Origin of the sequence: Agrococcus jenensis (assembly GCF_003752465.1) — a bacterium.
Lineage (GTDB): Bacteria > Actinomycetota > Actinomycetes > Actinomycetales > Microbacteriaceae > Agrococcus > Agrococcus jenensis.
The window spans coordinates 2,049,753-2,073,052 of record NZ_RKHJ01000001.1; the positions used below are offsets into that span (position 1 = coordinate 2,049,753).

The 23,300-nt window shown below is 74.2% G+C and carries 23 protein-coding genes; 13 read left to right on the top strand and 10 right to left on the bottom strand.

The genetic code is table 11. The features are described 5' to 3' along the window. Positions 1-16: 16 nt before the first annotated feature. Entirely contained in the window at positions 17-859 is an 843-nt protein-coding gene (locus EDD26_RS10105; RefSeq protein ID WP_123697596.1) for an aldo/keto reductase, read from the top strand. A 6-nt stretch (positions 860-865) separates the two neighbouring features. Here EDD26_RS10105 and EDD26_RS10110 read toward each other — a convergent pair whose 3' ends face one another. Further along, positions 866-1,990, bottom strand: a complete 1,125-nt coding sequence (locus EDD26_RS10110) for a PQQ-dependent sugar dehydrogenase (RefSeq protein ID WP_245989848.1) — start codon at positions 1,988-1,990, stop codon at positions 866-868. Positions 1,991-2,072: 82 nt separating this feature from the next. On the opposite strand from EDD26_RS10110, the gene EDD26_RS10115 reads away from it, so the two are divergent. Then, entirely contained in the window at positions 2,073-4,049 is a 1,977-nt protein-coding gene (locus EDD26_RS10115) for a sensor histidine kinase (protein ID WP_170165607.1), read from the top strand. A 6-nt stretch (positions 4,050-4,055) separates the two neighbouring features. Here EDD26_RS10115 and EDD26_RS10120 read toward each other — a convergent pair whose 3' ends face one another. After that, positions 4,056-4,310: a glutaredoxin domain-containing protein gene (locus EDD26_RS10120; protein ID WP_123697599.1), complete on the bottom strand. Its 255-nt coding sequence runs from the start codon at positions 4,308-4,310 to the stop codon at positions 4,056-4,058. Between the two features lie 126 nt (positions 4,311-4,436). Between EDD26_RS10120 and EDD26_RS10125 the strand changes: the two genes are divergently transcribed. Further along, a complete protein-coding gene (locus EDD26_RS10125) occupies positions 4,437-5,039 on the top strand; it encodes a VOC family protein (RefSeq protein WP_123697600.1) in 603 nt (200 codons plus the stop codon). A gap of 58 nt (positions 5,040-5,097) precedes the next feature. Here the strand turns inward: EDD26_RS10125 and EDD26_RS14730 are convergent, their stop codons facing one another. Further along, complete coding sequence (locus EDD26_RS14730; RefSeq protein ID WP_170165608.1) at positions 5,098-5,235, bottom strand: hypothetical protein; 138 nt, start codon at positions 5,233-5,235, stop codon at positions 5,098-5,100. A gap of 85 nt (positions 5,236-5,320) precedes the next feature. On the opposite strand from EDD26_RS14730, the gene EDD26_RS10130 reads away from it, so the two are divergent. From EDD26_RS10130 to EDD26_RS10140, 3 genes are read left to right on the top strand one after another with little or no spacing between them, the layout of a single operon-like run. Continuing rightward, entirely contained in the window at positions 5,321-5,998 is a 678-nt protein-coding gene (locus EDD26_RS10130) for a DUF6766 family protein (protein ID WP_123697601.1), read from the top strand. A gap of 44 nt (positions 5,999-6,042) precedes the next feature. Next, the gene (locus EDD26_RS10135) at positions 6,043-7,221 is read left to right on the top strand and encodes an acetyl-CoA C-acyltransferase (RefSeq protein ID WP_123697602.1); all 1,179 of its coding nucleotides are present in this window, start codon (positions 6,043-6,045) and stop codon (positions 7,219-7,221) included. 56 nt (positions 7,222-7,277) lie between these two features. Then, positions 7,278-8,276, top strand: coding sequence for an LLM class flavin-dependent oxidoreductase (locus tag EDD26_RS10140; RefSeq protein ID WP_123697603.1), 999 nt, complete (start codon positions 7,278-7,280; stop codon positions 8,274-8,276). 1 nt (position 8,277) lies between these two features. Here EDD26_RS10140 and EDD26_RS10145 read toward each other — a convergent pair whose 3' ends face one another. The 5 genes from EDD26_RS10145 to EDD26_RS10165 are packed head-to-tail and all read right to left on the bottom strand — an operon-like array spanning position 8,278 to position 14,164. Beyond that, the gene (locus EDD26_RS10145) at positions 8,278-9,111 is read right to left on the bottom strand and encodes a hypothetical protein (RefSeq protein ID WP_123697604.1); all 834 of its coding nucleotides are present in this window, start codon (positions 9,109-9,111) and stop codon (positions 8,278-8,280) included. After that, positions 9,108-11,645, bottom strand: a complete 2,538-nt coding sequence (locus EDD26_RS10150) for an ATP-binding protein (RefSeq protein ID WP_123697605.1) — start codon at positions 11,643-11,645, stop codon at positions 9,108-9,110. Before EDD26_RS10150 ends, EDD26_RS10145 begins: the two co-directional genes overlap by 4 nt. 52 nt (positions 11,646-11,697) lie before the next feature. Then, entirely contained in the window at positions 11,698-12,828 is a 1,131-nt protein-coding gene (locus EDD26_RS10155) for a glycerate kinase (RefSeq protein WP_123697606.1), read from the bottom strand. After that, positions 12,825-13,562, bottom strand: coding sequence for a glutamine amidotransferase-related protein (locus EDD26_RS10160; RefSeq protein WP_123697607.1), 738 nt, complete (start codon positions 13,560-13,562; stop codon positions 12,825-12,827). The genes EDD26_RS10155 and EDD26_RS10160 overlap by 4 nt, the downstream gene beginning before the upstream one ends. Continuing rightward, on the bottom strand, positions 13,559-14,164 hold the full coding sequence (locus EDD26_RS10165) for a DNA-3-methyladenine glycosylase I (RefSeq protein ID WP_123697608.1): 606 nt from the start codon (positions 14,162-14,164) through the stop codon (positions 13,559-13,561). Before EDD26_RS10165 ends, EDD26_RS10160 begins: the two co-directional genes overlap by 4 nt. Between EDD26_RS10165 and EDD26_RS10170 the strand changes: the two genes are divergently transcribed. The 5 genes from EDD26_RS10170 to EDD26_RS10190 all read left to right on the top strand — a co-directional run bounded on the left by EDD26_RS10170 (position 14,163) and on the right by EDD26_RS10190 (position 17,256). Continuing rightward, the gene (locus tag EDD26_RS10170) at positions 14,163-14,945 is read left to right on the top strand and encodes an AzlC family ABC transporter permease (protein WP_123697609.1); all 783 of its coding nucleotides are present in this window, start codon (positions 14,163-14,165) and stop codon (positions 14,943-14,945) included. The two genes, EDD26_RS10165 and EDD26_RS10170, sit on opposite strands and share 2 nt — an antisense overlap. After that, positions 14,942-15,256, top strand: a complete 315-nt coding sequence (locus EDD26_RS10175) for an AzlD domain-containing protein (protein ID WP_123697610.1) — start codon at positions 14,942-14,944, stop codon at positions 15,254-15,256. Before EDD26_RS10170 ends, EDD26_RS10175 begins: the two co-directional genes overlap by 4 nt. 133 nt (positions 15,257-15,389) lie before the next feature. After that, on the top strand, positions 15,390-15,842 hold the full coding sequence (locus EDD26_RS10180; RefSeq protein WP_123697611.1) for an FHA domain-containing protein: 453 nt from the start codon (positions 15,390-15,392) through the stop codon (positions 15,840-15,842). Beyond that, positions 15,839-16,522 carry a transcriptional regulator FtsR gene (gene ftsR, locus EDD26_RS10185; protein WP_123697612.1) on the top strand — a complete coding sequence of 228 codons (684 nt, stop codon included), beginning with the start codon at positions 15,839-15,841 and terminating at the stop codon, positions 16,520-16,522. The genes EDD26_RS10180 and ftsR overlap by 4 nt, the downstream gene beginning before the upstream one ends. 149 nt (positions 16,523-16,671) lie before the next feature. After that, positions 16,672-17,256 (top strand): MerR family transcriptional regulator, encoded by a 585-nt coding sequence (locus tag EDD26_RS10190; protein ID WP_123697613.1) that lies wholly within the window; start codon positions 16,672-16,674, stop codon positions 17,254-17,256. Between the two features lie 323 nt (positions 17,257-17,579). On the opposite strand, the gene EDD26_RS10195 is transcribed toward EDD26_RS10190, so the two are convergent. Then, positions 17,580-18,503, bottom strand: coding sequence for a ParA family protein (locus EDD26_RS10195; RefSeq protein WP_123697614.1), 924 nt, complete (start codon positions 18,501-18,503; stop codon positions 17,580-17,582). A 66-nt stretch (positions 18,504-18,569) separates the two neighbouring features. Here EDD26_RS10195 and EDD26_RS10200 point away from each other — a divergent pair, with 66 nt between their 5' ends. Next, positions 18,570-21,974: a pyruvate carboxylase gene (locus tag EDD26_RS10200; RefSeq protein WP_123697615.1), complete on the top strand. Its 3,405-nt coding sequence runs from the start codon at positions 18,570-18,572 to the stop codon at positions 21,972-21,974. Then, positions 21,971-22,462, top strand: coding sequence for a peptide deformylase (locus tag EDD26_RS10205; RefSeq protein WP_123697616.1), 492 nt, complete (start codon positions 21,971-21,973; stop codon positions 22,460-22,462). The genes EDD26_RS10200 and EDD26_RS10205 overlap by 4 nt, the downstream gene beginning before the upstream one ends. Here the strand turns inward: EDD26_RS10205 and EDD26_RS10210 are convergent. Then, a complete protein-coding gene (locus EDD26_RS10210) occupies positions 22,459-23,295 on the bottom strand; it encodes a class I SAM-dependent methyltransferase (RefSeq protein WP_123697617.1) in 837 nt (278 codons plus the stop codon). The genes EDD26_RS10205 and EDD26_RS10210 overlap by 4 nt on opposite strands. Between the last annotated feature and the right edge of the window lie 5 nt (positions 23,296-23,300).

Consider the following 23,300-nt stretch of genomic DNA (forward strand, 5'->3'; position numbering starts at 1 on the left):
CGCGAGAGGAGCTCCGATGATCCCCACCACCACCGCGCACAGCGGCCTCACCCTCCCGGTGCTCGGCTTCGGCACGTACCGGCTCAAGGGCCGCGCAGGATCGGCGGCGATCGAGCGCGCCATCCAGGGCGGCTACCGGCTGCTCGACTCCGCCTTCAACTACGAGAACGAGGGCTCGGTCGGCGCCGCCGCCCGCGCGGCCGACCGCCACGGCGTCGAGCGCGGCGACCTCATCGTCACGTCGAAGCTGCCCGGCCGGCACCACGCGCACGACGCCGCGATCGCGACGATCGAGGAGAGCGTGGCGCGGACGGGTCTCGCATCGCTCGACCTCTACCTCATCCACTGGCCCAACCCGAGGATCGGGCAGTACGTCGAGGCGTGGGGCGCGCTCGTCGAGGCGAAGGAGCGCGGCCTCGTGGGGGCGATCGGCGTCTGCAACTTCCTGCCCGAGCACCTCGAGCGGCTGCGGTCGGAGACCGGCGTGCTGCCGGAGGTGAACCAGGTCGAGCTGCACCCGTACTTCCCGCAGGAGGAGCAGCTGGCCTTCGACCGCGAGCACGGCATCATCACTCAGGCGTGGAGTCCGCTCGGACGGGGCAACGACATCCTCGACCGGCCGGAGATCGCCGAGATCGCCGCCGCGCATGAGGCGACCGCCGGGCAGGTCGTGCTCGCGTGGGCGATCGCGCGCGGCGCGGTGCCGCTGCCGAAGGCGGCGTCGGCCGAGCGCCAGCGCGAGAACCTGGGCGCGGTCGACGTCACGCTCACCGACGACGAGGTCGCGGCCATCACGGCGCTCGGGCGCGCCGACGGCCGGCTCGCGGACCAGGACCCGCGGGTGTACGAGGAGCTCTGACGCCGGCTAGGGCGCGAAGGCGAGGATGCGGTCGTCGCCCTCCGCGGGGGAGCCACGGCCGTCGGTGCTGCTCGTGAGCGCCCAGAGCGCGCCGTCCGGCGCGGCGACGACGTCGCGCATGCGCCCGAAGCGGCCGAGCCAGTGGACGGTCGACTCGGCAGGGGAGCCGAGGTCGACCTCGCGCATCGACTGCCCTCGGAGGTTCGCGATCCACAGCCGGCCGTCGGCGTGCGCCATGCCGCTCGGGCTCGCCTCACTGGGCGGCCACTGCTGCACGGGATCGGCGAAGCGCTCGTCGGCGGCGATGCCCTCCACGGTCGGCCAGCCGTAGTTCGAGCCCGGCTCGATGCGGTTGAGCTCGTCCCAGGTGTCCTGGCCGAACTCCGTCGCCCAGAGCGCTCCGTCGTCGTCCCACGCGAGCCCCTGCGGGTTGCGGTGCCCGAGCGAGTAGACGGCGGAGCCGGGGATCGGGTTGTCGGCGGGGATGCTGCCGTCGGGCTCGAGCCGCAGGATCTTGCCCGCGAGGCTCTCGGGATCCTGGGCCCTGCTGGGCTCGCCGGCATCGCCGGCGGTCACGTAGAGCATGCCGTCCGGGCCGAAGGCGATGCGGCCGCCGTTGTGGTTGCCCGCGGCGGGGAGCCCCTCCAGCACCGTCTCGAGCTCGCCGAAGACGAGGCTGCCGGGATCGCCCGAGACGGTCGTGCGCAGCACGCGGTTGTCCTCTGCGGTCGTGACGTACGCGTAGAGATGCCCATCGCCGACGGCGATGCCCAGCAGCCCGCCCTCGCCGCGCGGCGCCGCGCCCGCGACCTTCACGATGGCCGTCGCCCCGCCGTCCGGCGCCAGCTCCAGGATGGTGGCGGCGTCGCGCTGGCTCACGAGCGCGGCCCCGGTGTCGGTGAACGCGATCGACCACGGCGCCTCGAGCCCGGTCGCCACCTCGGCGGGCGCCTCGAGCGATCCGCGGTCGAAGGAGGCGGTCGGCGGGGGCTCGGTGGTCGCGCCCGTCGCGATCGGGCTGAAGCTCGGCGTCGGCTGCTCGACCGGCGCGCAGGCGGTCGCGGTCAGGGCGACCATGCCGATGACGACGGCCGCTCGCGTCGTCGCGCTCAGGCGGGTGCGGTCTCGCATGGCCGTGCTCCTTCGCTCCGAACCAGCCTACGGCGGCGTCGTGCGCCGCGCGGGGGCGTCGGGGCGCGTAGGTTTCTGGTTCATGAGCACCACGCCCGCAGCGGCGGCGCCGTACGCGGACGCCGCGCACCCGCCGCACCGCCCGGTGCCGTGGTGGGGCTGGGTGCTCGCCGCGGCGCTGCTGCTCGCAGCCGGCGTCGGCGGTGCGGCCTTCGCGCCGCCGGGCACCGGCGTGGCCGTCTGGTGGCCGGCGGCCGGCATCGCGCTCGGCTTCGCCATGCTCCTGCCGGCCGGTCGCATCCCGCTCGCGCTCGCGCTCGCGCTCGTCGCCACCGCCGCGGCGAACGCGATCGGCGGACGGCCGCTGCCGCTCGCGATCGCCTTCGGCGTCGCGGACACGATCGGCACGGCGGCCGCGCTCGGCGTGCTGCAGCCGTGGCGGCACACCTTCCGCCTCTCGTCGCTGCGGGCCGCGCTGCGGTTCGCGAGCGCCACCGCGGTCTCCGCCGTCGTCGGGGGTGCGCTCATCGGTGCCGCACGCGCCCTCGTCGGCGACGGCGAGCTCTGGCCGACCGCGCCGTTCGTCGCCGCGTCGCACGCGGCGGCGATGCTCACGATCGCGCCCTTCGCCGCGCTGCCGCCGCGCATACCGGTCCGTGCCGGCGTGCTGGAGATGGCCGTGCAGGCGTCGCTGCTCGCGCTCGCGATCGCCGTCGTGTTCCACCCCGAGGTGTCGCTGCCGCTCGCCTTCACGCTCTACCCGTTCCTGGCATGGGCGGCCTTCCGGTTCCCGATCCGCCTCGTGCTGCTCGAGACGCTCGTCGCGTCGCTCGCGATGCTCGTCCTCACGCTCGCCGGCGGCGGACCCTTCAGCGGCGAGGCGATCGGCATCGTCGAGGGCGCCGCGCTGCTCGAGGTGCTGCTGGTCAGCTTCGCCGGGTTCGGGGTGGTGCTGTGCTCGGCGCAGTACGAGCTGCGCGCCCTCTCCCGTCGGCTCGACGCCTCGACGCTGCTGCTGAGCGGCAGCCTCGTCGACGCGCGGATCGGCCTCGCGATCGCGGTGCGGCACGCCGACGAGACGCGGGTCGTCTGGACCAACCGCGCGGCGCGCTCGCTGCTCGATCCCGAGCTCGGCCACCGCGACGTGTGGGCCGGTCGCATCGAGGTCGCCGCGGTCCAGGCGCTGCACAGCGCCGAGCAGACCTCGGTCACCACCGTCGGCGGCCGCTCGATCACCGTCGCGGCCAACGCTATCGAGGGCGACGAGGACCGCTTCGCCGTGCAGCTGCTCGACGTGACCTCGATCCTGCAGGCGCAGCAGACGCAGGTGGAGGCCGAGGTCGAGCGCGAGTCGGCGCGCTCCATCCGCGCCGAGCTCGAGCGCCAGCGCGACGACTTCCTCGCGACGACGAGCCACGAGCTGCGCACGCCGATCACGAGCATCGTCGGGTACACCGAGCTGCTCGCGGACTCCGAGGCCGTCGCGCCCGCGAAGCGCGGCTGGCTCGACGTGATCGACCGCAACGCGCACCGCCTCGCCGAGCTCGTCGAGGACCTGCTGACGCTCAGCGGCGGCGCGACCGCGCCGACCAGGCCGCAGCACCTCGACGAGCTGAGCGGCGTCGCGGTGTTCGAGGAGGTGGTCGCGAACCTGCGGGTGGTCAGCGACCCCAAGGGGATCGAGGTCTCCATCGCGCCCGGCGACGTGGCCGTGCTCGGCGCGCGCGGCGACGTGCTGCGGGCGATCACGAACCTGCTCATGAACGCGATCAAGTTCACGCCCGAGGATGGCCGCATCCGCCTCGCCGCGCGCGAGGACGACGGGATGGCCCTGCTCGTCGTCGCCGACACCGGGCCGGGCATGACCGACGAGGAGCTCGCGCAGGCGTTCGAGCGCTTCTACCGCGCGCCGGGCGCGGAGCGCGCGAACGTGGCCGGCACGGGCCTGGGCCTCGCGATCGTCGCGGAGCTCGCCCGTCGCAACGGCGGCGACGTCGAGCTCGCGCGCAACGACGAGGGCGGGCTCACGGCCGAGCTGCGGCTGCCGCTCCCCGCGTGACGCGGCTCAGAGCAGGCTGAGCTCGCGCAGCTTCGCCTCGACGTCGGCGTTCGACGGCTCCACCTGGTGGGTGCCGTCAGGGAAGACGACGACCGGGATGTTCATCCGACCGGCGATCTGCTGCGCGCGCTGCGCCGCCGCGTCGTCGTGCTCGACGTCGATGTAGGCGTAGTCGACGGCGAGGCCGTCGAGCTGCTGCTTCGTGCGTCGGCAGTCCCTGCACCAGTCGGCGCCGTACACCTGGATCGTCGAGTCGGTCATGCCTGCAACGCTACGCGACCGCGCCGCCAAGTCCGTCCAGCCTCCGCTCTGGCGCACGGGGTGCGGCTGCGCCATGCTGGCGGCACGCGGCCGACCGCCGCACGGAGTCAAGACCGAGGAGTCCGCATGGCAACCCTGCTCAACCCCTATCTCGCGTTCGGCCGCCAAGCGCGCGAGGCGATGAACTTCTACCACGGCGTGTTCGGCGGCGACCTGGTCGTCAGCACCTTCGGCGAGTCCGGCATGAACCAGGGCGCCGACGACGCCGACCTGGTCATGCACGCGCAGCTCACGACGGCCGACGGGCACACGCTCATGGGTGCCGACACGCCCCCGACGATGCCGCAGCCGAACGGCACGCAGCAGGTCTCGCTCTCCGGCGACGACGCCGTCGCGCTCACCCGCTACTGGGAGGCGCTCCGCGACGGCGCGAACGTCCTCGAGCCGCTCGTCGAGTCGCCGTGGGGCGACACGTTCGGCATGCTCGTCGACCGCTGGGGCGTGCTGTGGATGGTGAACATCGCGGGCGAGGCGAACGGCGGGGCGAGCGGCGGGGCGAGCGCGGGGACGACCGCCGGCACCGCGGGTGCCGACGAGGTGGCCACCGAGGGCGGGCACCAGGACTCCGCGCAGCAGTGGTACCAGGAGGGCGCGCAGCCCGACGAGACCGCGGGCCACGAGGACACCGCCGACCAGTGGCCGGCGGACGAGCAGCGCACGGACCGCTGACCACCGCCTGACACGACGAAGGGCCGGGCAGCGCGCCCGGCCCTTCGTGCTGCCGTCGTCAGGCCGGCGGCTGCGGGGCACCGCCCGAGGCGGTGTCCTCCTCGGTCTCGGCGTCCTGCTGCTGCTCGTCGAGCGGCTGCGCGTCGCGGTCCTCGGGGTCGACGGTGCGCTCGTCGGGGCTCTGCTGGTCGCTCATCGCTGCGACTCCTCTCGTCGGGACTCCCGTTGTACTCCCCGATCCCGGGAGTACCGTGAGCGCACCTTCCGGGAGAGGAGACATCATGGCGAGACGCTTCCGCTCCAGCAGCTGGCTGCGCGACCACGGGCTGCTGCTCGTGCTGCTCGGCATCTTCGTGGCCACGCTCGCCGCGATGGTCGTGACCGGCGCGGCGGTCGCATCCGACGAGCAGGTGCAGCACGGCGGCGAGCCGATCTCGCCGCTCGCCTACCTCGCGACGCCCGACTTCGCCGAGGCGACGTTCGAGAACTGGGAGTCGGAGTTCCTGCAGATGGCGTCGTACGTGCTGCTGACCGCCTACCTGTTCCAGCGCGGCTCCGCGGAGTCGAAGGACCCGGACAGCGAGGAGCCGGTCGACGAGGACCCGCGGCACGCGCGCGTCACCGCAGCGACGCCCTGGCCGGTGCGGCGCGGCGGGATGGTGCTCAAGCTCTACGAGCACTCGCTGCTCATCTTCTTCTCGGTGCTGTTCCTGCTGTCGATGGCCCTCCACGCGATCGGGGGTGCCGGGGCGTACAACGAGGAGCAGCTGCAGCACGGCGGCGAGCCGGTCTCGGTGCTGGGCTACCTCGGCACGTCGCAGTTCTGGTTCGAGTCGATGCAGAACTGGCAGAGCGAGTTCCTCGCCGTCGCGGCGATCGTCTGGGCGTCGATCTGGCTGCGCGAGCGGGGCTCGCCCGAGTCCAAGCCGGTCTCGGCCCCGCACTCGCAGACCGGGTGAGCGCGGGTACCCTGGTCGCATCCCGACTGCGAAGGAGCAGCCCCATGCCCGAGACGATCATCGCCGGTTACGCGCGCACCCCGTTCGCCAAGTTCCTGGGGCAGCTGGCCCAGGTGCCCTCGACGGCGCTCGGCGCCCACGCGGCGAAGCACGCGCTCGAGAAGGCCGGGATCGCCGCGACCGAGGTGGACGCCGTCATCGTCGGCCAGGTGCTGCAGGCCGCCGTGGGGCAGAACCCGCCGCGCCAGACGGCGGTGGGCGCCGGCATCCCGATGACCGTGCCGGCGCTCGGCGTCAACGCCGTGTGCCTCTCGGGCACCGAGGCGATCGTCACCGGCCACCGCATGATCCAGCTCGGCGAGGCCGACGTCGTCGTCGCCGTCGGCCAGGAGTCGATGACGCTCGCACCGCATGCCGCGCCGATGCGCGCCGGCGCGAAGTTCGGGCAGCTCTCGCTCACCGACACGATGCAGTTCGACGGGCTGACGGATGCCTTCGAGCACGTGCCCATGGGGGAGTCGACCGACGGCTACAACGCCGCGTTCGAGGTCACGCGCGAGCAGCAGGACGAGTTCGCCGCCGCGTCGCACGCCCGGCTCGTGCGCGCGCAGGCCGACGGGACGCTCGACGGCGAGATCGTGCCGTTCGAGGCGAAGGCCGGCCGGAAGACCGTGACCGTGGCCGTCGACGACGGCGTGCGCGCGGAGACCACCGTCGAGTCGCTCGCCGCGCTGCGCCCCGCGTTCACCCCGGAGGGGTCGATCACCGCCGGCAACGCCTCGCAGATCACCGACGGCGCCGCTGCGGTCGTGCTCGTGTCGGACGCCTACGCGACCGAGCACGGCATCACCGGCCTCGCCCGCGTGCTCGCGACCGGCTTCGTCGCCGGCCCGGACGTGTCGCTGCACTCGCAGCCCGCCGACGCGATCGAGCAGGCGCTCCGACGCGCGGGCAGGTCGGCGAGCGACCTGCAGGCGGTCGAGATCAACGAGGCGTTCGCGGCGGTCGGCGTCGCGTCGACGCGGCAGCTCGGCGTCGACCCCGAGATCGTCAACGCCAACGGCGGTGCCGTCTCGCTGGGCCACCCGATCGGCGCATCCGGCGCGCGCATCGTCGGGCACCTCGCCCGTCGCCTGCAGCAGCTGGGCAGCGGCGCGATCGGCGCGAGCGGCATCTGCGGTGGCGGCGGCCAGGGCTCCGCGGTGGTGCTCGAGGCGATCTGATCCGCTGAGAGCGAAGGGCGCCGACGCCCGGCACCCGCCCGGCCTAGGCTGGTCGGATGCGTCTGTCTGTGCTGGATCTCGCCCCGATCGCCCCTGGAGAGACCGCAGGCGCCAGCCTCGCCGGCTCCGTCGAGCTCGCCCAGGCGGCCGAGCGCCTGGGCTACGCCCGCGTCTGGTACGCCGAGCACCACAACATGGCGACGATCGCGTCGAGCGCGACGAGCGTGCTGATCGCCCACGTCGCCGCGCACACGTCGACGATCCGGCTCGGCGCCGGCGGCGTTATGCTGCCCAACCACTCGCCGCTCGTGATCGCCGAGCAGTTCGGCACGCTCGCCGAGCTGCACCCCGGCCGCATCGACCTGGGACTGGGCCGCGCGCCCGGCACCGACCAGCGCACGTGGACGGCGCTGCGCCGCGACATCCGCGCCTCCGAGCGGTTCCCCGAGGACGTCGTCGAGCTGCAGGGCTACCTGTCGGGCTCGCCGACGGTGCCCGGCATCAAGGCGGTGCCCGGCCACGGCACGAACGTGCCGCTGACGATCCTCGGCTCGTCGCTCTTCGGCGCGCAGCTCGCGGCCGCCCTCGGCCTCCCGTACGCCTTCGCGTCGCACTTCGCGCCGGACGCCCTGCACCAGGCCGTCGCGGTCTACCGCGAGCGGTTCGAGCCGAGCGCGCAGCTCGACGCGCCGTTCGTGATCGCCGGCATCAACGCGGTCGTCGCGCCCTCGCGCGACGAGGCGATGCAGATGCAGCGCGAGCTCGTGCGGGCGCGCGTGCGCGGCCTGCTGCTGCGCGACAGCCCGATCGCGCAGCAGGTCGGCGACGACGAGCTCGACGCGCTCGCGGCGAGCCCGCAGGCGGCGCACATCGCGACGATGGTGCGCAACACGGCCCTCGGCACCGGTGACGAGGCGGTGGCGACCCTCCGCCGCTTCCAGGTGGAGGCCGACGCCGACGAGCTCATCATGGCCGTGCACGGCACGACCGCGGAGCGCATCCGCGCGATCGAGCTGCTCGAGGCGGCGGGCGGCCTTCGGGACGCAGCGGCCTGAGTCACGCCGTGGCGCGCGCGCGCCGCAGCCGCAGCTCGCACCACACGGTGACGGCGCCGTAGGCGAGCAGGGCGGCGGCCACGAGGGCGAGGAACGGCACCGTGAGGGGGCGGTCCCACAGCAGGTCGTCGCGGCGGACGACGAGCGAGACGACGATCGCGGCGAGGCTCAGCAGCTGGGCGCCGTAGAGGATGCGGAAGGCGCTCCATCGCCGGTCGCCCAGCATCGCGAGGTTCACGACGCCGGTGAGGGTGAGCACGGCGCCGGTCGCGCGAGCGGTGAGCGGTGTCAGCTGCCATGCCCAGAGCTCCGCGAGCCACGCGGGCACCACGAGCGCGGCGGCGCCGGCCGCGAGCGCCGCGAGCCCGATCGCCGCGAGCGCGACGCGCACCGCGGCGGGGATCGCCACGTCGCCCTCCGGCACCGCACCCCGGCGCGCGCCGGGACCGTGCCCGCGCTGCACCACGAGCAGCCACACCATCGCGACCGGCGTGGTCGCGTAGAGCACGAGCCACACGGCGAACGGCAGGTTGGCCGAGAAGCGGTCGAGGTGCAGCAGCGTCGTGACGAGCAGCGCGGTGGCGAACACCGCCACCGCCGGCAGCCCGTGCCGCACGCGGTGCCAGCTCGGGGTGCGCCAGACGGCGAGGAAGTAGGCGATGCCGCCGAGATACGCGGAGGCGAGCACGAAGGCCGAGAGCGGTGGGGCGATCGGCCACGCGAACAGCTCGCCCGTGCGCTCGGGCGCCGCGAAGAGCACCACGACGGCGACGACGAGGAACGGCACGATCGCGAGCGCGATCCAGCGCGTCGCCGGCAGCGGCCGCTCGATCATGGTGCGCGGACCAGCGCGAGCACGTCGACGAGCGGCATCGTCGCGCCGCGCTGGGCCGCGCCGTCGAACGACTCGCCCGCCCCGCCATCCCGCAGCCGCGCGACGACCATCGTCGAGAAGTCGAACCCGCTGCGGTTGAGCGCGCCCTTCCGGCGCCGCAACGACTGCGCCGCGCCCTGCAGCACGCCCGCGGTGACCGCGTCGCCCTGGGCGCCGCGCACGCCGACGAAGCCCTCGAGCCCGTACGCGACGCCCTCGTCGTGCCCGAGCGCGAGCGACTCGTCGAGGCTCGTGCCGAGGTCGTCAGCCGCGCCCTCGACGTCGCCCGCGAACAGCCGCGCCCAGCCGCGGTGGTTGCGAGCGATGCCGATGCCGAGCAGCTCGTGCTGCGCCGTCGCGAGCGCGAGGCTCTCCTCGAAGCGCTCGCGCGCCCCGCCGATGTCGCCGGTGAGCAGGGCGATCCGGCCGAGCATCACGAGCGTCATCGCCTCGCCCCACGCATCCCCGACGGCGCGGAAGCCGGCGCGGCTGCGCTCGAGCACGGCGGTCGCGGCGGGAACGTCGGGCCCGTCGGGCAGCGTCAGCAGTCCCAGGCCGATCGAGACGTCGGCGAGGGCGGCGCCGCCGGGGTCCTCCGCCTCCGCGAAGAGGTCGCGCGAGGCCTGCATCCCGGGCACGACGTCCGACGTCGGCTCCTGCCAGAAGCGGATGGCGTGGGTGTAGTAGAGCGCGATCGCTCGCGTGCGCACGCCGAGCGGGATCGACTCGCGCTCGGCGAGCGCGAGCAGCTCGGTCATCCACTCGCGCACGAGTCCGAGGTGGCCGGCGATCCAGTGGTAGAGGTAGAGCGACCACGCGTGCTCGGCGGCGTCGTCGAGCCGGCGGTCGTCGAGCAGCAGCCGCACGACGCCGCCGAGGTTCTCGGCCTCGAGGTCGAGCCGTCGCAGCGTCGCGAGCTGCGACGCGCCCCGCATCGCCGCCTCCGCATCCGACGCGACCTGCCGGTAGTGGTCGATCCACGCCGCCCTGGCGGTCTCGAGCAGCGACGCGGGTCCGTTTTCCCGCGCGAACGCGCGGACGAGCACGGGCAGCGCGAGCATCGGCGCGCCCCGATGGTCCTCGTGGCGCAGCAGGCTCGCCTCGGCGAGGGCGGTGATCGCGGCGGTCGGATCGGCGATGCCGGCGGCGCCCAGCACCTGCTCGGCGGTGCTGCCCGCGAACGGGCCGGCGGGCACGGCGAGCGCGGTGAGCGCCTCGGTGGCGCTCGGATCGAGCAGGTCGACGCTCCACTGGATCGTGCTGCGCAGCGCCTGCTGGCGCTCGGGCAGGTCGCGCGCGCCGCCGACGAGCAGGGTGAGCGCCGACTCCAGCCGGCGCAGCAGCTCGTCGACCGGCATCCACACCATGCGCGCGGCCGCGAGCTCGATCGCGAGCGGGCTGCCGTCGAGCCGGCGGCAGATCTCGGCGACCGTCGCCTCGTTCTCGGGACCCAGTCGGAAGCCCGGTCGGACGGCGGCCGCGCGCTCCTCGAAGAGCGCCGCCGCTGCGGCGGCGTCGAGCGGACCGAGCGGGAAGAGCCGCTCCGCGCGCACGCGCAGCGGCGAGCGGCTCGTCACGAGCAGCGTCAGCCGCGGGGCGGCGCCGATGAGCCGCACGAGCAGCCCGACGGCGCCCAGCACGTGCTCGAGGTTGTCGACCACGAGCAGCACGTCGCGATCGGCGAGCGCCTCGACGACCTTCTGCTCGAGCGGCGCGTCGCCGGTGTCGCGCACGCCGAGCGAGCGGGCGATCACGGTGATGGCCCGCTCCGGCACGGTGATCGTCTCGAGCATCGCGAAGGCGACCGGGCGACCGGCGGCCGCGGCCGCCCCCGCCACCTCGATCGCGAGCCGCGACTTGCCGATGCCGCCGTCGCCCACGATCGTCACGATCCGCACGTCGGGGCGGTCGAGCATCGCGAGCAGCGCGTCGCGCTCGGCGTCGCGGCCGACGATCGCGCTGTAGGGCGCGGGGATGCCCGGCATCGCGTCGGCGCGCAGCGCGCCGCGCGGCCGGCCGGCGTCGAAGCGCTCCGCGAGCAGCGTCGCGAGGTCCTGCCGCACGAGCGTCGCCAGCTCGTCGGCGTCGCGGTAGGCGCGGTACGACACGCGGTCGTCGGCGCGGATGCGGTCGAGCAGCGCCGCGAGCCGCGGCTCGCGCTCCGGCGCGGGGTCGAGCACGTAGATGAGCGACGGCAGCTCACCGGAGAGCGCGTACTCGTCCTCGAGCCCCGAGACCGCCTCGCCCGGCGCCACCCAGCCGTAGCGCTCGCCGTAGATGCCCACGAAGACGTCGCTCTGCGCGAGGTAGGAGCGGTAGAGCGAGCGGGGCGGGTGCGGCCGGGATCCCAGCTCGAACATCACCGGCGCGAGCTGCAGCCCCTCGATCGCCGACCGGACCGCCTGGCGCTCGGCCGCCAGCTCCTTCAGCGTGGAGCTGACGAAGACGCGCAGCCGCTGGTCAGGCGTGCGGATCGGCGTGTCCGCCTCATCCATGCACGCAGTCTGACTCCCCGCGAGCGGCGTGTCCAGCCGTCGCGTGCCGGCGCTACGGCGCCTCGCGGAGGGTGAGCCGGGCGACGGATGCCGCGGCTGCGGCGAGCAGGTCGGCCGCGTCGCGCTGCAGCGCGCCGAGGTCCGCCGGCCCGGCCGCGATCGAGATCGCCGGCACGCCCATCGCCGCGGCGGCGTGCGCGTCGACCGCACCCGCGAGCACGCAGAGCTGCACGCCCTGTGCGCGGGCGGCGGCGTGCACGACCGAGACGACCTTGCCGCCTGCTGACTGGCCGTCGAACCTGCCCTCGCCGGTGAGCACGAGCGCGCTGCCGGCGATCGCCCGGTCGAGGCCGACGAGTCCCGCGAACCAGGCGCCGCCCGCGACGATCTCGCCGCCGGTGAGGGCGCGCAGCACGCTCGCGGCGCCACCGGCCGCCCCGGCGCCCGGCACGTCGGCGATCGCCGCGCGCTCCACGCCGAGGGCGGTGGCCGCGGCGCTCGCGAGCCGGCCGAGGGCGGCGTCGAGGGTCGCGACCTCGGCGGGCGTCGCGCCCTTCTGCGGCCCGAAGACCGCGGCCGCACCGCGCGGCCCGGTGAGGGGTGCGTCCACGTCGGTGACGAAGCGCCAGCGCGCGGCCAGCGCCCGCGGATCGATCGCCGTCACGTCGATGCGCTCGAGCGCGCCGAGGCCGCCGCCGCCCGCGCCGACGGGGCTGCCCGCGGCATCGGTCAGCCGTGCGCCGAGCGCGGTGAGCACCCCGGCGCCGCCGTCCGTGGTGGCGGAGCCGCCGAGCAGCAGCGTCAGCTCCGTCGCGCCGGCATCGAGCGCGTCGAGCACGACGCGGCCCAGCCCCTCGGTCGACGCCTCGAGCGGCCGGAGCTGCGCGTCCTCGACCTGGGGCAGGCCCGCGGCCTGGGCGAGCTCGATCACCGCGTGGCCGCCGTCGAGCGTCCACTGCGCGATCGCGGGCCTCCCGATCGCGTCGACCGTCGCGGTCGACCGCAGCTCGCCGCCGCGCGCGAGCAGCGCGTCGAGGCTGCCCTCGCCGCCGTCCGCCATCGGCACGAGCACGACCTCGGCGCCGGGCACCGCGGCGCGCACGCCGCGGGCGGCCGCCTCGCATGCCTCGAGCGCCGTCAGGCTGCCCTTGAACGCGTCGAAGGCCGCGACCACCCGGGTCATCGCGTGAGCCCGTACCGCTCGGCGAAGCGGGCGAGGATGGTCTGCGGATGCTCGACGTGCGCGGCCCGGCCGGCACGGACGAGGTCGTCGACCTCGTCGGGGGAGAAGTAGCCGTGGTCGCGGTAGGCGCGGATGCGCTGCTCAAGGCCGTCGGCGTCGAGCTCGGGGTGGAACTGCGTCGCGACGACGTGCTCGCCCACCCGCAGCATGTGCACGCAGGCGGCGGAGACGGCCAGCGTCGTGACGGGGTGCGCGACCGAGCCCGCGGGGGCCTCGCGGATGCCCTCCTTGTGGCCGCCGAACGCGGTGAACGCGCGGGGGAGGCCCTCGATGAGCCAGTCCTCGCCGACGAGGCTCAGCTCGACGGGCGCGACCGACTCCGCGATGCCCCGCACCATCCGCTCGCCGAGCGCGTGCACGACGGCGCCGAGGCCGAGGCACGCGCCGAGGTAGGGGATGTCGTCGCGGATCACCTGCGTCGCGAGCGCGGTGAGCCACGGCACGACGCCGGCGTGCGCCGCGGGCCGCAGCTCGGGGTCGTCGCTGAAGTTCGCGGGGCCGCCGCCGATGAGCACGGCGTCGACGCCGGCCAGGTCGATGGCGGGCTGGTCGCGGTCGAGCCGGATGCGCTCGACGCGGCCCTCGTCGAGGCGCCCGAAGCGCACCATCGCCTCGAGCTCGGCAGCGGCGACGTCGTCCTCGGGCCGCGACTGCACGATGAGGATGCGGCTCATGCTCGCCGCCCCTCGGCCGTCCAGACGCCGCTCGAGCCGCGTCGGTGCGAGCCGACCAGGTGGGTGTCGACGATCCCGACCGCCTCCATGAGCGCGTGCATCGTGGTGGGGCCGACGTGCGCGAAGCCGCGGCGCTTGAGCGCCTTCGAGAGCTCGATCGACTCCGGCGACTGCGTCGGCACGTCGGCGAACGTCTCGGGCGCGGGCGTCGACTCCGGCTGGAACGACCAGACGAGCGCCGGGAGCCCGCCCTCGGCGCGCAGCGCCACCGTGGCGCGCGCGTTGCCGATCGTCGCGTCGATCTTGCGGCGGTTGCGCACGATGCCGGCGTCGTCCATGAGCCTCGCGACGTCGGCGTCGTCGAACGCGGCCACGGCATCCGGGTCGAAGCCCGCGAACGCCGCGCGGAACGCCGGGCGCTTGCGCAGGATCGTCGACCACGACAGCCCCGACTGGAAGGCCTCGAGCGAGAGCCGCTCGAAGAGGCCGGTCTCGTCGCGCACGGGCATGCCCCACTCGCGGTCGTAGTAGTCGCGCAGCAGCGGGTCGGACGCGGCCCACAGCGGGCGCGCGAGGCGGTCGTCGCCGACGATCAGGTGCATGCCCTCAACGTACGCTGGTCCGGTGCAGACGGATGCGGAGCGGCGCGCGTGGCGCGCGGGGCTCAGCGTCGTCATCGCGACGAGCGCGTACGGGCTCTCGTTCGGCGCCCTCTCGATCACCGCGGGGCTCGACCTCTGGCAGACGATGGTGCTGAGCGCGCTGATGTTCTCGGGCGGCTCGCAGTTCGCGTTCATCGGCGTGATGGCCGCGGGCGGCGGCATCGCGGGCGTGGCGAGCGCGGCGATGCTGGGGCTGCGCAACGCGCTCTACGGCATGAGCATGCGCCGGGTGGTGGCGCCCCGCGGCGCGATGATCCCGGTCGCGGCGCACGTGACGATCGACGAGTCGACGGCCGTGGCGCTCGCGCAGCCCGACGCGCGCGCCCAGCGCGTCGGCTTCTGGGTCACGGGCGTCGGCATCTGGGTGGGGTGGAACCTCGCGACGCTCGCGGGCGCGCTGCTCGGCGACCTGCTCGGCGACCCCAAGCAGTGGGGGCTCGACGCGGCTGCCGCGGCCGCGTTCGTCGGCCTGCTCTGGCCCCGGCTGCGCGCGCGGCAGGCGATCGCGGTGGCCGCGGCGAGCGCGGTGGTCGCGGCGTCGCTGCTGCCGGTGCTGCCCGCGGGGCTCCCCGTGATCGTCGCCGCGGCGGTCGGCGTCGTCGTCGGGCTGACGAACTGGCTCGGGCCGAAGCACGAGTCGCGCTTGCCCGACCCGGGTCCTGCCGAGGTGCACGGCTCCCGTCACGCCGGACCGACGCGTCCGCGGGGCGGGCGCCCATGACGACCTGGCACCTCATCCTGCTCGCGAGCATCGCGGTGCTCGCGATCAAGCTGCTCGGCTACGCCGTGCCGCCGCGGCTCTTCGACCAGCCGCGGCCGCGCCGCACGCTCGAGCTGCTCACCGTGTCGCTGCTCGCGGGGCTCGTCGCCGTGCAGATGCTCGGCGGCGACGGCGGGATCGTGCTCGACGCGCGGATCCCCGCGGTCGCGGTCGCGGCGGGCCTCTTCGCGGTGCGCGCACCCTTCATCGTTGCGGTCGCAGCAGCCGCCGCGACGGCCGCGCTGCTGCGCCAGCTCGCGGGGCTGCCGTGACGGCGCCACGGGCCCGCGGGGTTCGCTAGGGTGGGCGTCTCAGGCGACGCCGGCTCCGAGTCCGGACGCCGCCTCGAGACCGTATGCTGATCGTCACCGCCGGACCGCCGGCGCCATCGCGTGGAGGAAGCGCATGACCGAGCAGGACCCGCGCAGGGGACCCGACGGCGAGAGCACGCAGTCGTGGGGTGACGACTACCGCGCGCAGCTCGCCGCGATGCTGTCGGGCACCTCGGCGGAGGACCGCGAGGCCGTGGCATCGCTGCCGTCAGGCTCCGCCATCCTCGTCGTGCGACGCGGCCCGAACGTGGGCGCGCGCTTCCTGCTGGACCAGGACTCCACGATCGCCGGTCGTCACCCCGACGCCGACATCTTCCTCGACGACGTGACGGTCTCGCGCCGTCATGCCGAGTTCACGCGCGAGGGCACGACGTTCGAGCTGCGCGACCTCGGCTCGCTCAACGGCACGTACCACGACGGCGAGCGCGTCGACCGCGCCGTGCTGCGCGACGGCGCCGAGGTCCAGGTCGGCAAGTTCCGCCTCACCTTCTACCGCTCCCGCCTCGACCTCGACGCCCGGGCGTGAGCGCCCAAGCCGCGAGGAAGCCTGCCGGACTCCTCTCGATCGGTCAGGTGCTGGCGAAGCTCGGACCGGAGTTCCCCGACCTCTCGCCGTCGAAGCTGCGGTTCCTCGAGGACCAGGGCCTCATCTCGCCGCAGCGCACGCCGTCGGGCTACCGCAAGTTCGACGCCGCCGACCTCGAGCGGCTGCGCTACATCCTGACGCTGCAGCGCGACCACTACCTGCCGCTCAAGGTGATCCTCGGGCACCTCGACGACATCGACCACGGCCGCACGCCGCAGATCCCCGGCGCCAACGTGCGCGTCGAGGCGCCGTCGATCCTGACCGCCGAGCGCCGGCTGTCGCGCGCGGAGCTGCAGGCCGAGGCCGGTGCGTCGAAGCAGCTGCTCACCGACGCGCTCTCCGCCCAGCTGCTCCCGGGTGCGGAGCCGTTCGGCGACGAGGCCGTGCAGGCGCTGCGCGCGCTCGTCGAGCTGCAGCGCTACGGCATCGAGCCGCGCCACCTGCGCGGCATGCGCCAGTCGGCGCAGCGCGAGGCGGCGCTCATCGAGTCGGCGCTCAAGCCCATGCGCGGCCGTCGCGAGACGGGCAGCCAGGCGAAGGCGGCCGAGGCGGCGCGCGACCTCGCCGGCCAGATCCAGTCGGTCCGCGAGCTCCTCACGCGCGACGCGCTCGACGCCTGAGGGCGCGCGTGGGCGCCAGGGCGTAGACTCGGCTCCGACACGCCGAACCGCGAGCCAGATGCGGGGCGACGGGGGAGCGGGTCGCTACGGTAGGGCCGAACACTCAATCTCTTCTTGAAGGTTGAGCCCAGCCAGCGGAAGGAACGGCCATGCGTGACGGCAGCCGGGATGACACCCAGGGCAGCACCGGCACCACCGAGGGCGGCCGCTTCGAGGCAGGCCTGCTGTTCACCGACGGGCTGCCGCAGGAGACCGACGCGGTCGGCTACCGCGGCGCGATCGCCGCCGACGCCGCCGGCATCACCTACCGCCAGCTCGACTACTGGGCGCGCACCGGGCTCGTCGAGCCGACCGTGCGCCCCGCGCACGGCTCCGGCAGCCAGCGCCTCTACTCGTTCCGCGACATCCTCGTGCTGAAGCTCGTCAAGCGCCTGCTCGACACCGGCATCTCGCTGCAGCAGATCCGCGTCGCCATCCAGCAGCTCCACGAGGCCGGCGTCCGCGACCTCACCCAGACCACGCTCATCTCCGACGGCGCGAGCGTCTACCTCTGCACCTCGAGCGACGAGGTCATCGACCTCCTCGGCCGCGGCCAGGGCGTGTTCGGCATCGCCGTCGGCAAGGTGCTGCGCGAGGTCGAGACCCAGCTCATCGAGCTCGAGGTCACCCCGGTCGACGACAGCCACGTCGACGAGCTCGCGGCGCGCCGCGCGCGCCGCAGCCGCACGGCCTGACGGGGTCGGGTCGGCGGCCGCTGTGCAGCAGCGCCCGGCTCGCCGGGCTGAAAGGCGCAGGGATGCGGGTGCCGCGCACGCTGGGCTGGTCCCGTCGCGTCGTGCGCGCGGTGGCGTGAGCCCGGTGTCGCAGGCGCGGTGTCGTGAGGCGCGAATGTCGGGTTGCTGCGGGAGTGTCGCGTCACTCCGACAAGAAGTCGACACTCGGCGTGCAAGGACGCGGTGACCCGGGCGGGAGTGTCGGGTTGATGCGGGAGTGTTGCGACACTCCGACCGGAAGTCGACACTCGTCGCGGCGGCGGATCGCTCGCCGCTCGGCGCTCCTACTGGTGCTTGTCGGGCGCCGGAGAGCTCGTCGACGAGGCGTCGGCCTCCGCCGCCGCCTCGAGCTCGGCAGCCGCGGTTGCGTCGACCGCTGCGGTCGGCGCGGGCACCTTGCGGCCCGACGCGGCCTCGTCGCCGGCGCGGCCGGAGGCGGTGAGCACGGTCTGGAGCAGCTCGTCGAACTGCAGCGCCATCTCCTGGGCACCCTCGCCCGGCCAGACGTGCAGCGGACGGGCGGCGCCCTGCGCCTGCTGCATCGACGTGCGCTCGGGGAGGATCGTCTCGAGCACGAGCGGCCCGAACATGTCCTTGAGCTCCTGGATGCGGTACTGGTGCTCGAGCGACTGCGGGCGGGCGCGGTTCACGACGATGCCGAGCGGCTGCAGGCGCGGGCTCAGGCCGCGGCGGATCTCCTCGATCGCGCGCAGCGCGCGGTCGGCGGCCGCGACCGAGAACAGGCCGGGCTCGGTGACGACGAGCACGCGGTCGGAGGCAGCCCACGCGGTGCGCGTCAGGGCGTTGAGCGACGGGGCGCAGTCGACGAGCACGAGGTCGTAGTCGTCCTCGACGGTCGTGAGCGCCGTCTCGAGCTTCCAGATGTCCTTGATGGTCGGATGCGGGCCGTCGAAGTTGATCGCGGACGGCGAGCCGATGAGCACGTCGATCGTGCCGCCGTGGCCCTGCGTCCATCCGGACGGCGAGATCGCCTGCTGGACGATCTTGTCCTTCGGGTTCGCGAGCACGTCGGCGACGTTGAGGCGCCCGTCGATCTCGATGTCCATGCCGGTCGAGGCGTCCGACTGCGGGTCGAGGTCGACCACGAGCGTGCGGAGGCCCTTGGCGAAGGCTGCGGAGGCGAGACCGAGGGTCACGGTCGTCTTGCCGACACCGCCTTTGAGGGAGCTGATCGAGAGTACGTGCACGGCGGCCAAGCCTAGCGGCACTAGATTGGAAAGACCGCGTCGCCGCACCTCTCGGAGGAATCCGCCATGTTCTCGAAGCTGCTTGTCGCCAACCGTGGCGAGATCGCGATCCGCGCCTTCCGGGCCGCCAACGAGCTGGGGATCCGCACGGTCGCCGTGTACGCGCACGAGGACCGCAACTCGCTGCACTGCCAGAAGGCCGACGAGGCGTACCAGATCGGCGAGCCCGGCCGCCCGGTGCGCGCCTACCTCACGGTGAGCGAGATCATCCGGGTCGCCAAGGACGCCGGCGCCGACGCCATCTACCCTGGCTACGGCTTCCTGAGCGAGAACCCCGAGCTGGCGACCGCCGCCGCCGAGGCGGGCATCACGTTCGTCGGCCCCGGCCCGACGGTGCTGGCGATGGCCGGCAACAAGGTGACGGCGAAGGAGCACGCGATCGCGGCCGGCGTGCCCGTGCTCGCCTCGACCCCCGCCACCACCGACCTCGAGGCGCTCGTCGCGGGCGCGGACCAGCTCGGCTTCCCCGTCTTCTGCAAGGCGGTCGCCGGCGGCGGCGGCCGCGGGATGCGCCTCGTCGAGCGCCGCGAGGACCTGCGCGACGCGCTCGAGGCCGCCATGCGCGAGGCAGACAGCGCCTTCGGCGACCCGACGATGTTCATCGAGCAGGCCGTCGTGCGCCCCCGCCACATCGAGGTGCAGATCCTCGCCGACGCGTCGGGCGAGACGGTGCACCTGTTCGAGCGCGACTGCTCCGTGCAGCGCCGCCACCAGAAGGTGGTCGAGCTCGCGCCGGCGCCGAACCTCTCGCAGGAGCAGCGCGACGCGCTCTACCGCGACGCGGTCGCCTTCGCGCGCTCGATCGGCTACGTCAACGCCGGCACGGTCGAGTTCCTGCTCGACACCGCGGGCGAGCGCGAGGGCCAGCACGTCTTCATCGAGATGAACCCGCGCATCCAGGTCGAGCACACGGTCACCGAGGAGATCACCGACGTCGACCTCGTCGCGAGCCAGATCCGCATCGCCGCGGGGGAGTCGCTCGTCGACCTCGGCCTCACGCAGGACCAGATCCAGATGCACGGCGCGGCGCTGCAGTGCCGCGTCACGACCGAGAACCCCGCCGACGGCTTCCGCCCCGACACCGGCCGCATCACCGCGTACCGCTCGCCCGGCGGGGCGGGCGTGCGCCTCGACGGCGGCACGATCAACCCCGGCACCGAGGTGAGCGCCCACTTCGACTCGATGCTCGCGAAGGTCACGTGCCGCGGCCGCGACCTCGACACCGCGATCCGCCGCGCCCACCGCGCGGTGAGCGAGTTCCGCATCCGCGGCGTCGCCACGAACATCCCGTTCCTGCTCAACCTGCTCGACAGCCCCGACTTCCGCGCCGGCGACGTGTCGACGCACTTCATCGACGAGCACCCGGAGCTCACGCGCATCAACCCGCCGAAGGACCGGGCGTCGAAGGTGCTCGCCTGGCTCGCCGACGTCACGGTCAACCAGCCGAACGGCGAGGCCGTCGACGTCATCAACCCGGCGATCAAGCTGCCGACGATCGACCTCGAGGCGCCCGCGCCCGACGGCGAGCGCCAGCGCCTGCAGGAGCTCGGCCCGGCCGGCTGGGCGAAGGCGCTCCGCGAGCGCACCTCGCTCGCCGTCACCGAGACCACCTTCCGCGACGCCCACCAGTCGCTGCTCGCGACCCGCGTGCGCACCGCCGACCTCGTCGCGGTCGCGCCGCACGTCGCGCGCATGACGCCGCAGCTGCTGTCGATGGAGGCGTGGGGCGGCGCGACCTACGACGTCGCGCTGCGCTTCCTCGGCGAGGACCCGTGGGAGCGGCTCGTCGCCATCCGCGAGGCGATGCCGAACATCCCGCTGCAGATGCTGCTGCGCGGCCGCAACACCGTCGGCTACACGCCGTACCCGACCGAGGTGACCGAGGCCTTCGTCGAGGAGGCCGCCGCGACCGGCATCGACGTGTTCCGGATCTTCGACGCGCTCAACGACGTCGACCAGATGCGCCCCGCGATCGATGCGGTGCTCGCGACCGGCACGACGGTCGCGGAGGTCGCGCTCTGCTACTCCGGCGACCTGCTCGACCCCGCCGAGGACCTCTACACGCTCGACTACTACCTCGCGCTCGCCGAGCGGATCGTGGACGCCGGCGCGCACGTGCTCGCGATCAAGGACATGGCGGGCCTGCTGCGCGCGGGCGCCGCGTCGAAGCTCGTCGCCGCGCTGCGCGAGCGCTTCGACCTGCCCGTGCACCTCCACACCCACGACACCGCCGGCGGTCAGCTCGCGACCCTGCTCGCCGCCTCCGCCGCGGGCGTCGACGCCGTCGACGTCGCGAGCGCGCCGATGGCGGGCACGACGAGCCAGCCGTCGCTCTCGGCGCTCATCGCCGCGGTCGCGCACACCGACCGCGACACCGGGCTCTCGCTCGACGCCGCGAGCGACCTCGAGCCCTACTGGGAGGCGGTCCGCCGCCTCTACAAGCCGTTCGAGTCGGGCCTGCCCGGCCCCACCGGCCGCGTGTACCGCCACGAGATCCCGGGCGGCCAGCTCTCGAACCTGCGGCAGCAGGCGATCGCGCTCGGCCTCGCCGACGACTTCGAGAAGATCGAGGACTGGTACGCGGCAGCGTCGCGCATCCTCGGCCGCCCGACGAAGGTGACGCCCTCGTCGAAGGTCGTCGGCGACCTCGCGCTGCAGCTCGTCGCGCAGGGCGTGGACCCGGACGACTTCGAGCGCGACCCGCGCAAGTACGACATCCCCGACTCCGTCATCGGCTTCATGGCCGGCGAGCTCGGCGACCTGCCGGGCGGCTGGCCCGAGCCGTTCCGCTCGAAGGTGCTCGAGGGGCGCGACGTCGACATCTCGATCACGCCGCTCACCGGCGAGCAGCGCACCCGCCTCGAGGCCCCCGGCGCCGACCGGCAGGACGCGCTCAACGAGCTGCTCTTCGCCGGCCCCACGCGGGCGTTCAAGGAGACGCGCGCGCAGTTCGGCGACCTCTCGGTCGTCGACACGATCGACTACCTCTACGGCATGCAGCCGGGCGAGGAGCACCAGGTCGGCATCGGCCGCGGCGTGACCCTCAACGTCGAGCTCGAGGCGGTCGGCCAGCCCGACGACGACGGCATCGTCACGGTCATGACGGTGCTCAACGGCCAGCTGCGCCCGGTGTACGTGCGCGACCGCTCGGTCACGGTCGACAAGCCGCGGGCGGAGAAGGCGGATGCGTCGGTGCCCGGCCAGGTCGCGGCTCCGTTCGCGGGCGCGGTGACGGTCAAGGTCGCGCAGGGCGACACGGTCGCCGCGGGCGACCCGATCGCGACGATCGAGGCGATGAAGATGGAGGCCGCGATCACGACCCCCGTCGCCGGCACGGTCGAGCGGATGGCGCTCACCGGCACGACGCCCGTCGAGGCCGGCGACCTCATCGCGGTGGTGCGCCCGGCATGAGCGTCCGCGACATCCGCGTATTCGGCGACCCGGTGCTGCGCGAGCGCGCCGCGGCCGTCGACCCGTCGGCGCCCGCGACCGCCGCGCTCGTGCAGGACCTGCTCGACACCGTGCAGGTGCCCGGTCGCGCGGGCGTCGCCGCCAACCAGATCGGCGTCGCGAAGGCCGCCTTCTCCTACAACGTCGACGGCGAGGTCGGCTACGTGCTGAACCCCCGCATCGTCGAGGTGCGCGGCGAGCCGGTGCTCGTCGACGAGGGATGCCTGTCGGTGCCGGAGCTGGGCTTCCCCACCCCGCGGCACCCGTTCTGCCGCGTGGAGGGCGTCGACCTCGACGGCGCGGAGGTGGTGCTCGAGGGCGAGGGGCTCATGGCGCAGATGCTGCAGCACGAGGTGGCCCACCTCGACGGCAAGCTGTACCTGCAGGCGCTCGAGAAGCCGATGCGCTCGGTCGCGATGGCCGAGGTGCGCAAGGCTCCCTGGTACTAGGCCGGCTTCTCGAGCGTGAAGATGCCGTAGCGCATCGCGCCGGTGCGGTACGCGAGCATGAGCCGGGGGAGCGACAGCGCGAAGACGCGGTTGCGCGCGGTGCGCGCGAGCCGGCGCATCTCGGGGTCCACGACGACCGCGCGCAGCATCCGGCCCGTGCAGATCGTCCAGGTGCGGGCGACGCGGCGGCTGACGTCGTCGTAGCCGACCACCTCGAAGCCCGCGGTGCGCGCCATGGCGGCGTACTCCTCGCGCGTGCCCATCGAGGGCAGCCGGCCCTCGCTGCAGATGGGCTCGAGCAGGTGGCGCACCTTCCAGCCGCGCGCGCCCGTCTCCGCGAGCCACGCGCAGACGACGAGGCGGCCGCCGGGCCGCAGCACGCGGTGCGCCTCGTCGAAGAAGCCCTGCTTGTCGGCCATGTGCTCGCTCGACTCGATCGCCCACGCGGCGTCGGCCGAGGCGTCGGGGAGGCCGTTGTCGAGCCAGTCGCGGACCCGGACGTCGACGTCGGCGACGGGGATCGTGGCTGCGTGCCTCGCCTGCTCGCCCGAGAGCGTGAACCCGACGACCCGGACCCCCCGCGTCGCCGCGAGCCGGCGCGCGGTGCCGCCGTAGCCGCAGCCGATGTCGACGCACGCCGCGCCCGGCTGCAGCCGCAGCCGCTCGCCGACCGCGTCGACCATCGCCTCGACCGCCTCGGCAGGCCGCTCACGACCGGTCGTCCACAGCCCGTGGTGCACGTGCTCGCCCCACAGGCTGCGGTAGACCGCGTCGAGCTCGTCGTAGTGGTCGGCGACCGCCGCGGTGCCGTGCGCGGTGGCGGGGACGATCATGCGAT

Excerpts from the sequence above, each read along its gene's own strand:
- EDD26_RS10175 (WP_123697610.1), top strand. The coding sequence starts at position 14,942 with ATGACGACCTGGCACCTCATCCTGCTCGCGAGCATCGCGGTGCTCGCG.
- EDD26_RS10170 (WP_123697609.1), top strand. The coding sequence starts at position 14,163 with ATGCCCTCAACGTACGCTGGTCCGGTGCAGACGGATGCGGAGCGGCGC.
- EDD26_RS10205 (WP_123697616.1), top strand. The coding sequence starts at position 21,971 with ATGAGCGTCCGCGACATCCGCGTATTCGGCGACCCGGTGCTGCGCGAG.
- EDD26_RS10110 (WP_245989848.1), bottom strand. The coding sequence starts at position 1,990 with ATGCGAGACCGCACCCGCCTGAGCGCGACGACGCGAGCGGCCGTCGTC.
- EDD26_RS10140 (WP_123697603.1), top strand. The coding sequence starts at position 7,278 with ATGCGTCTGTCTGTGCTGGATCTCGCCCCGATCGCCCCTGGAGAGACC.
- EDD26_RS10155 (WP_123697606.1), bottom strand. The coding sequence starts at position 12,828 with ATGACCCGGGTGGTCGCGGCCTTCGACGCGTTCAAGGGCAGCCTGACG.
- EDD26_RS14730 (WP_170165608.1), bottom strand. The coding sequence starts at position 5,235 with ATGAGCGACCAGCAGAGCCCCGACGAGCGCACCGTCGACCCCGAGGAC.
- EDD26_RS10135 (WP_123697602.1), top strand. The coding sequence starts at position 6,043 with ATGCCCGAGACGATCATCGCCGGTTACGCGCGCACCCCGTTCGCCAAG.
- EDD26_RS10180 (WP_123697611.1), top strand. The coding sequence starts at position 15,390 with ATGACCGAGCAGGACCCGCGCAGGGGACCCGACGGCGAGAGCACGCAG.
- EDD26_RS10150 (WP_123697605.1), bottom strand. The coding sequence starts at position 11,645 with ATGGATGAGGCGGACACGCCGATCCGCACGCCTGACCAGCGGCTGCGC.
- EDD26_RS10165 (WP_123697608.1), bottom strand. The coding sequence starts at position 14,164 with ATGCACCTGATCGTCGGCGACGACCGCCTCGCGCGCCCGCTGTGGGCC.
- EDD26_RS10105 (WP_123697596.1), top strand. The coding sequence starts at position 17 with ATGATCCCCACCACCACCGCGCACAGCGGCCTCACCCTCCCGGTGCTC.
- EDD26_RS10160 (WP_123697607.1), bottom strand. The coding sequence starts at position 13,562 with ATGAGCCGCATCCTCATCGTGCAGTCGCGGCCCGAGGACGACGTCGCC.
- EDD26_RS10200 (WP_123697615.1), top strand. The coding sequence starts at position 18,570 with ATGTTCTCGAAGCTGCTTGTCGCCAACCGTGGCGAGATCGCGATCCGC.
- EDD26_RS10190 (WP_123697613.1), top strand. The coding sequence starts at position 16,672 with ATGCGTGACGGCAGCCGGGATGACACCCAGGGCAGCACCGGCACCACC.
- EDD26_RS10145 (WP_123697604.1), bottom strand. The coding sequence starts at position 9,111 with ATGATCGAGCGGCCGCTGCCGGCGACGCGCTGGATCGCGCTCGCGATC.
- EDD26_RS10120 (WP_123697599.1), bottom strand. The coding sequence starts at position 4,310 with ATGACCGACTCGACGATCCAGGTGTACGGCGCCGACTGGTGCAGGGAC.
- EDD26_RS10210 (WP_123697617.1), bottom strand. The coding sequence starts at position 23,295 with ATGATCGTCCCCGCCACCGCGCACGGCACCGCGGCGGTCGCCGACCAC.
- EDD26_RS10115 (WP_170165607.1), top strand. The coding sequence starts at position 2,073 with ATGAGCACCACGCCCGCAGCGGCGGCGCCGTACGCGGACGCCGCGCAC.
- EDD26_RS10125 (WP_123697600.1), top strand. The coding sequence starts at position 4,437 with ATGGCAACCCTGCTCAACCCCTATCTCGCGTTCGGCCGCCAAGCGCGC.
- EDD26_RS10130 (WP_123697601.1), top strand. The coding sequence starts at position 5,321 with ATGGCGAGACGCTTCCGCTCCAGCAGCTGGCTGCGCGACCACGGGCTG.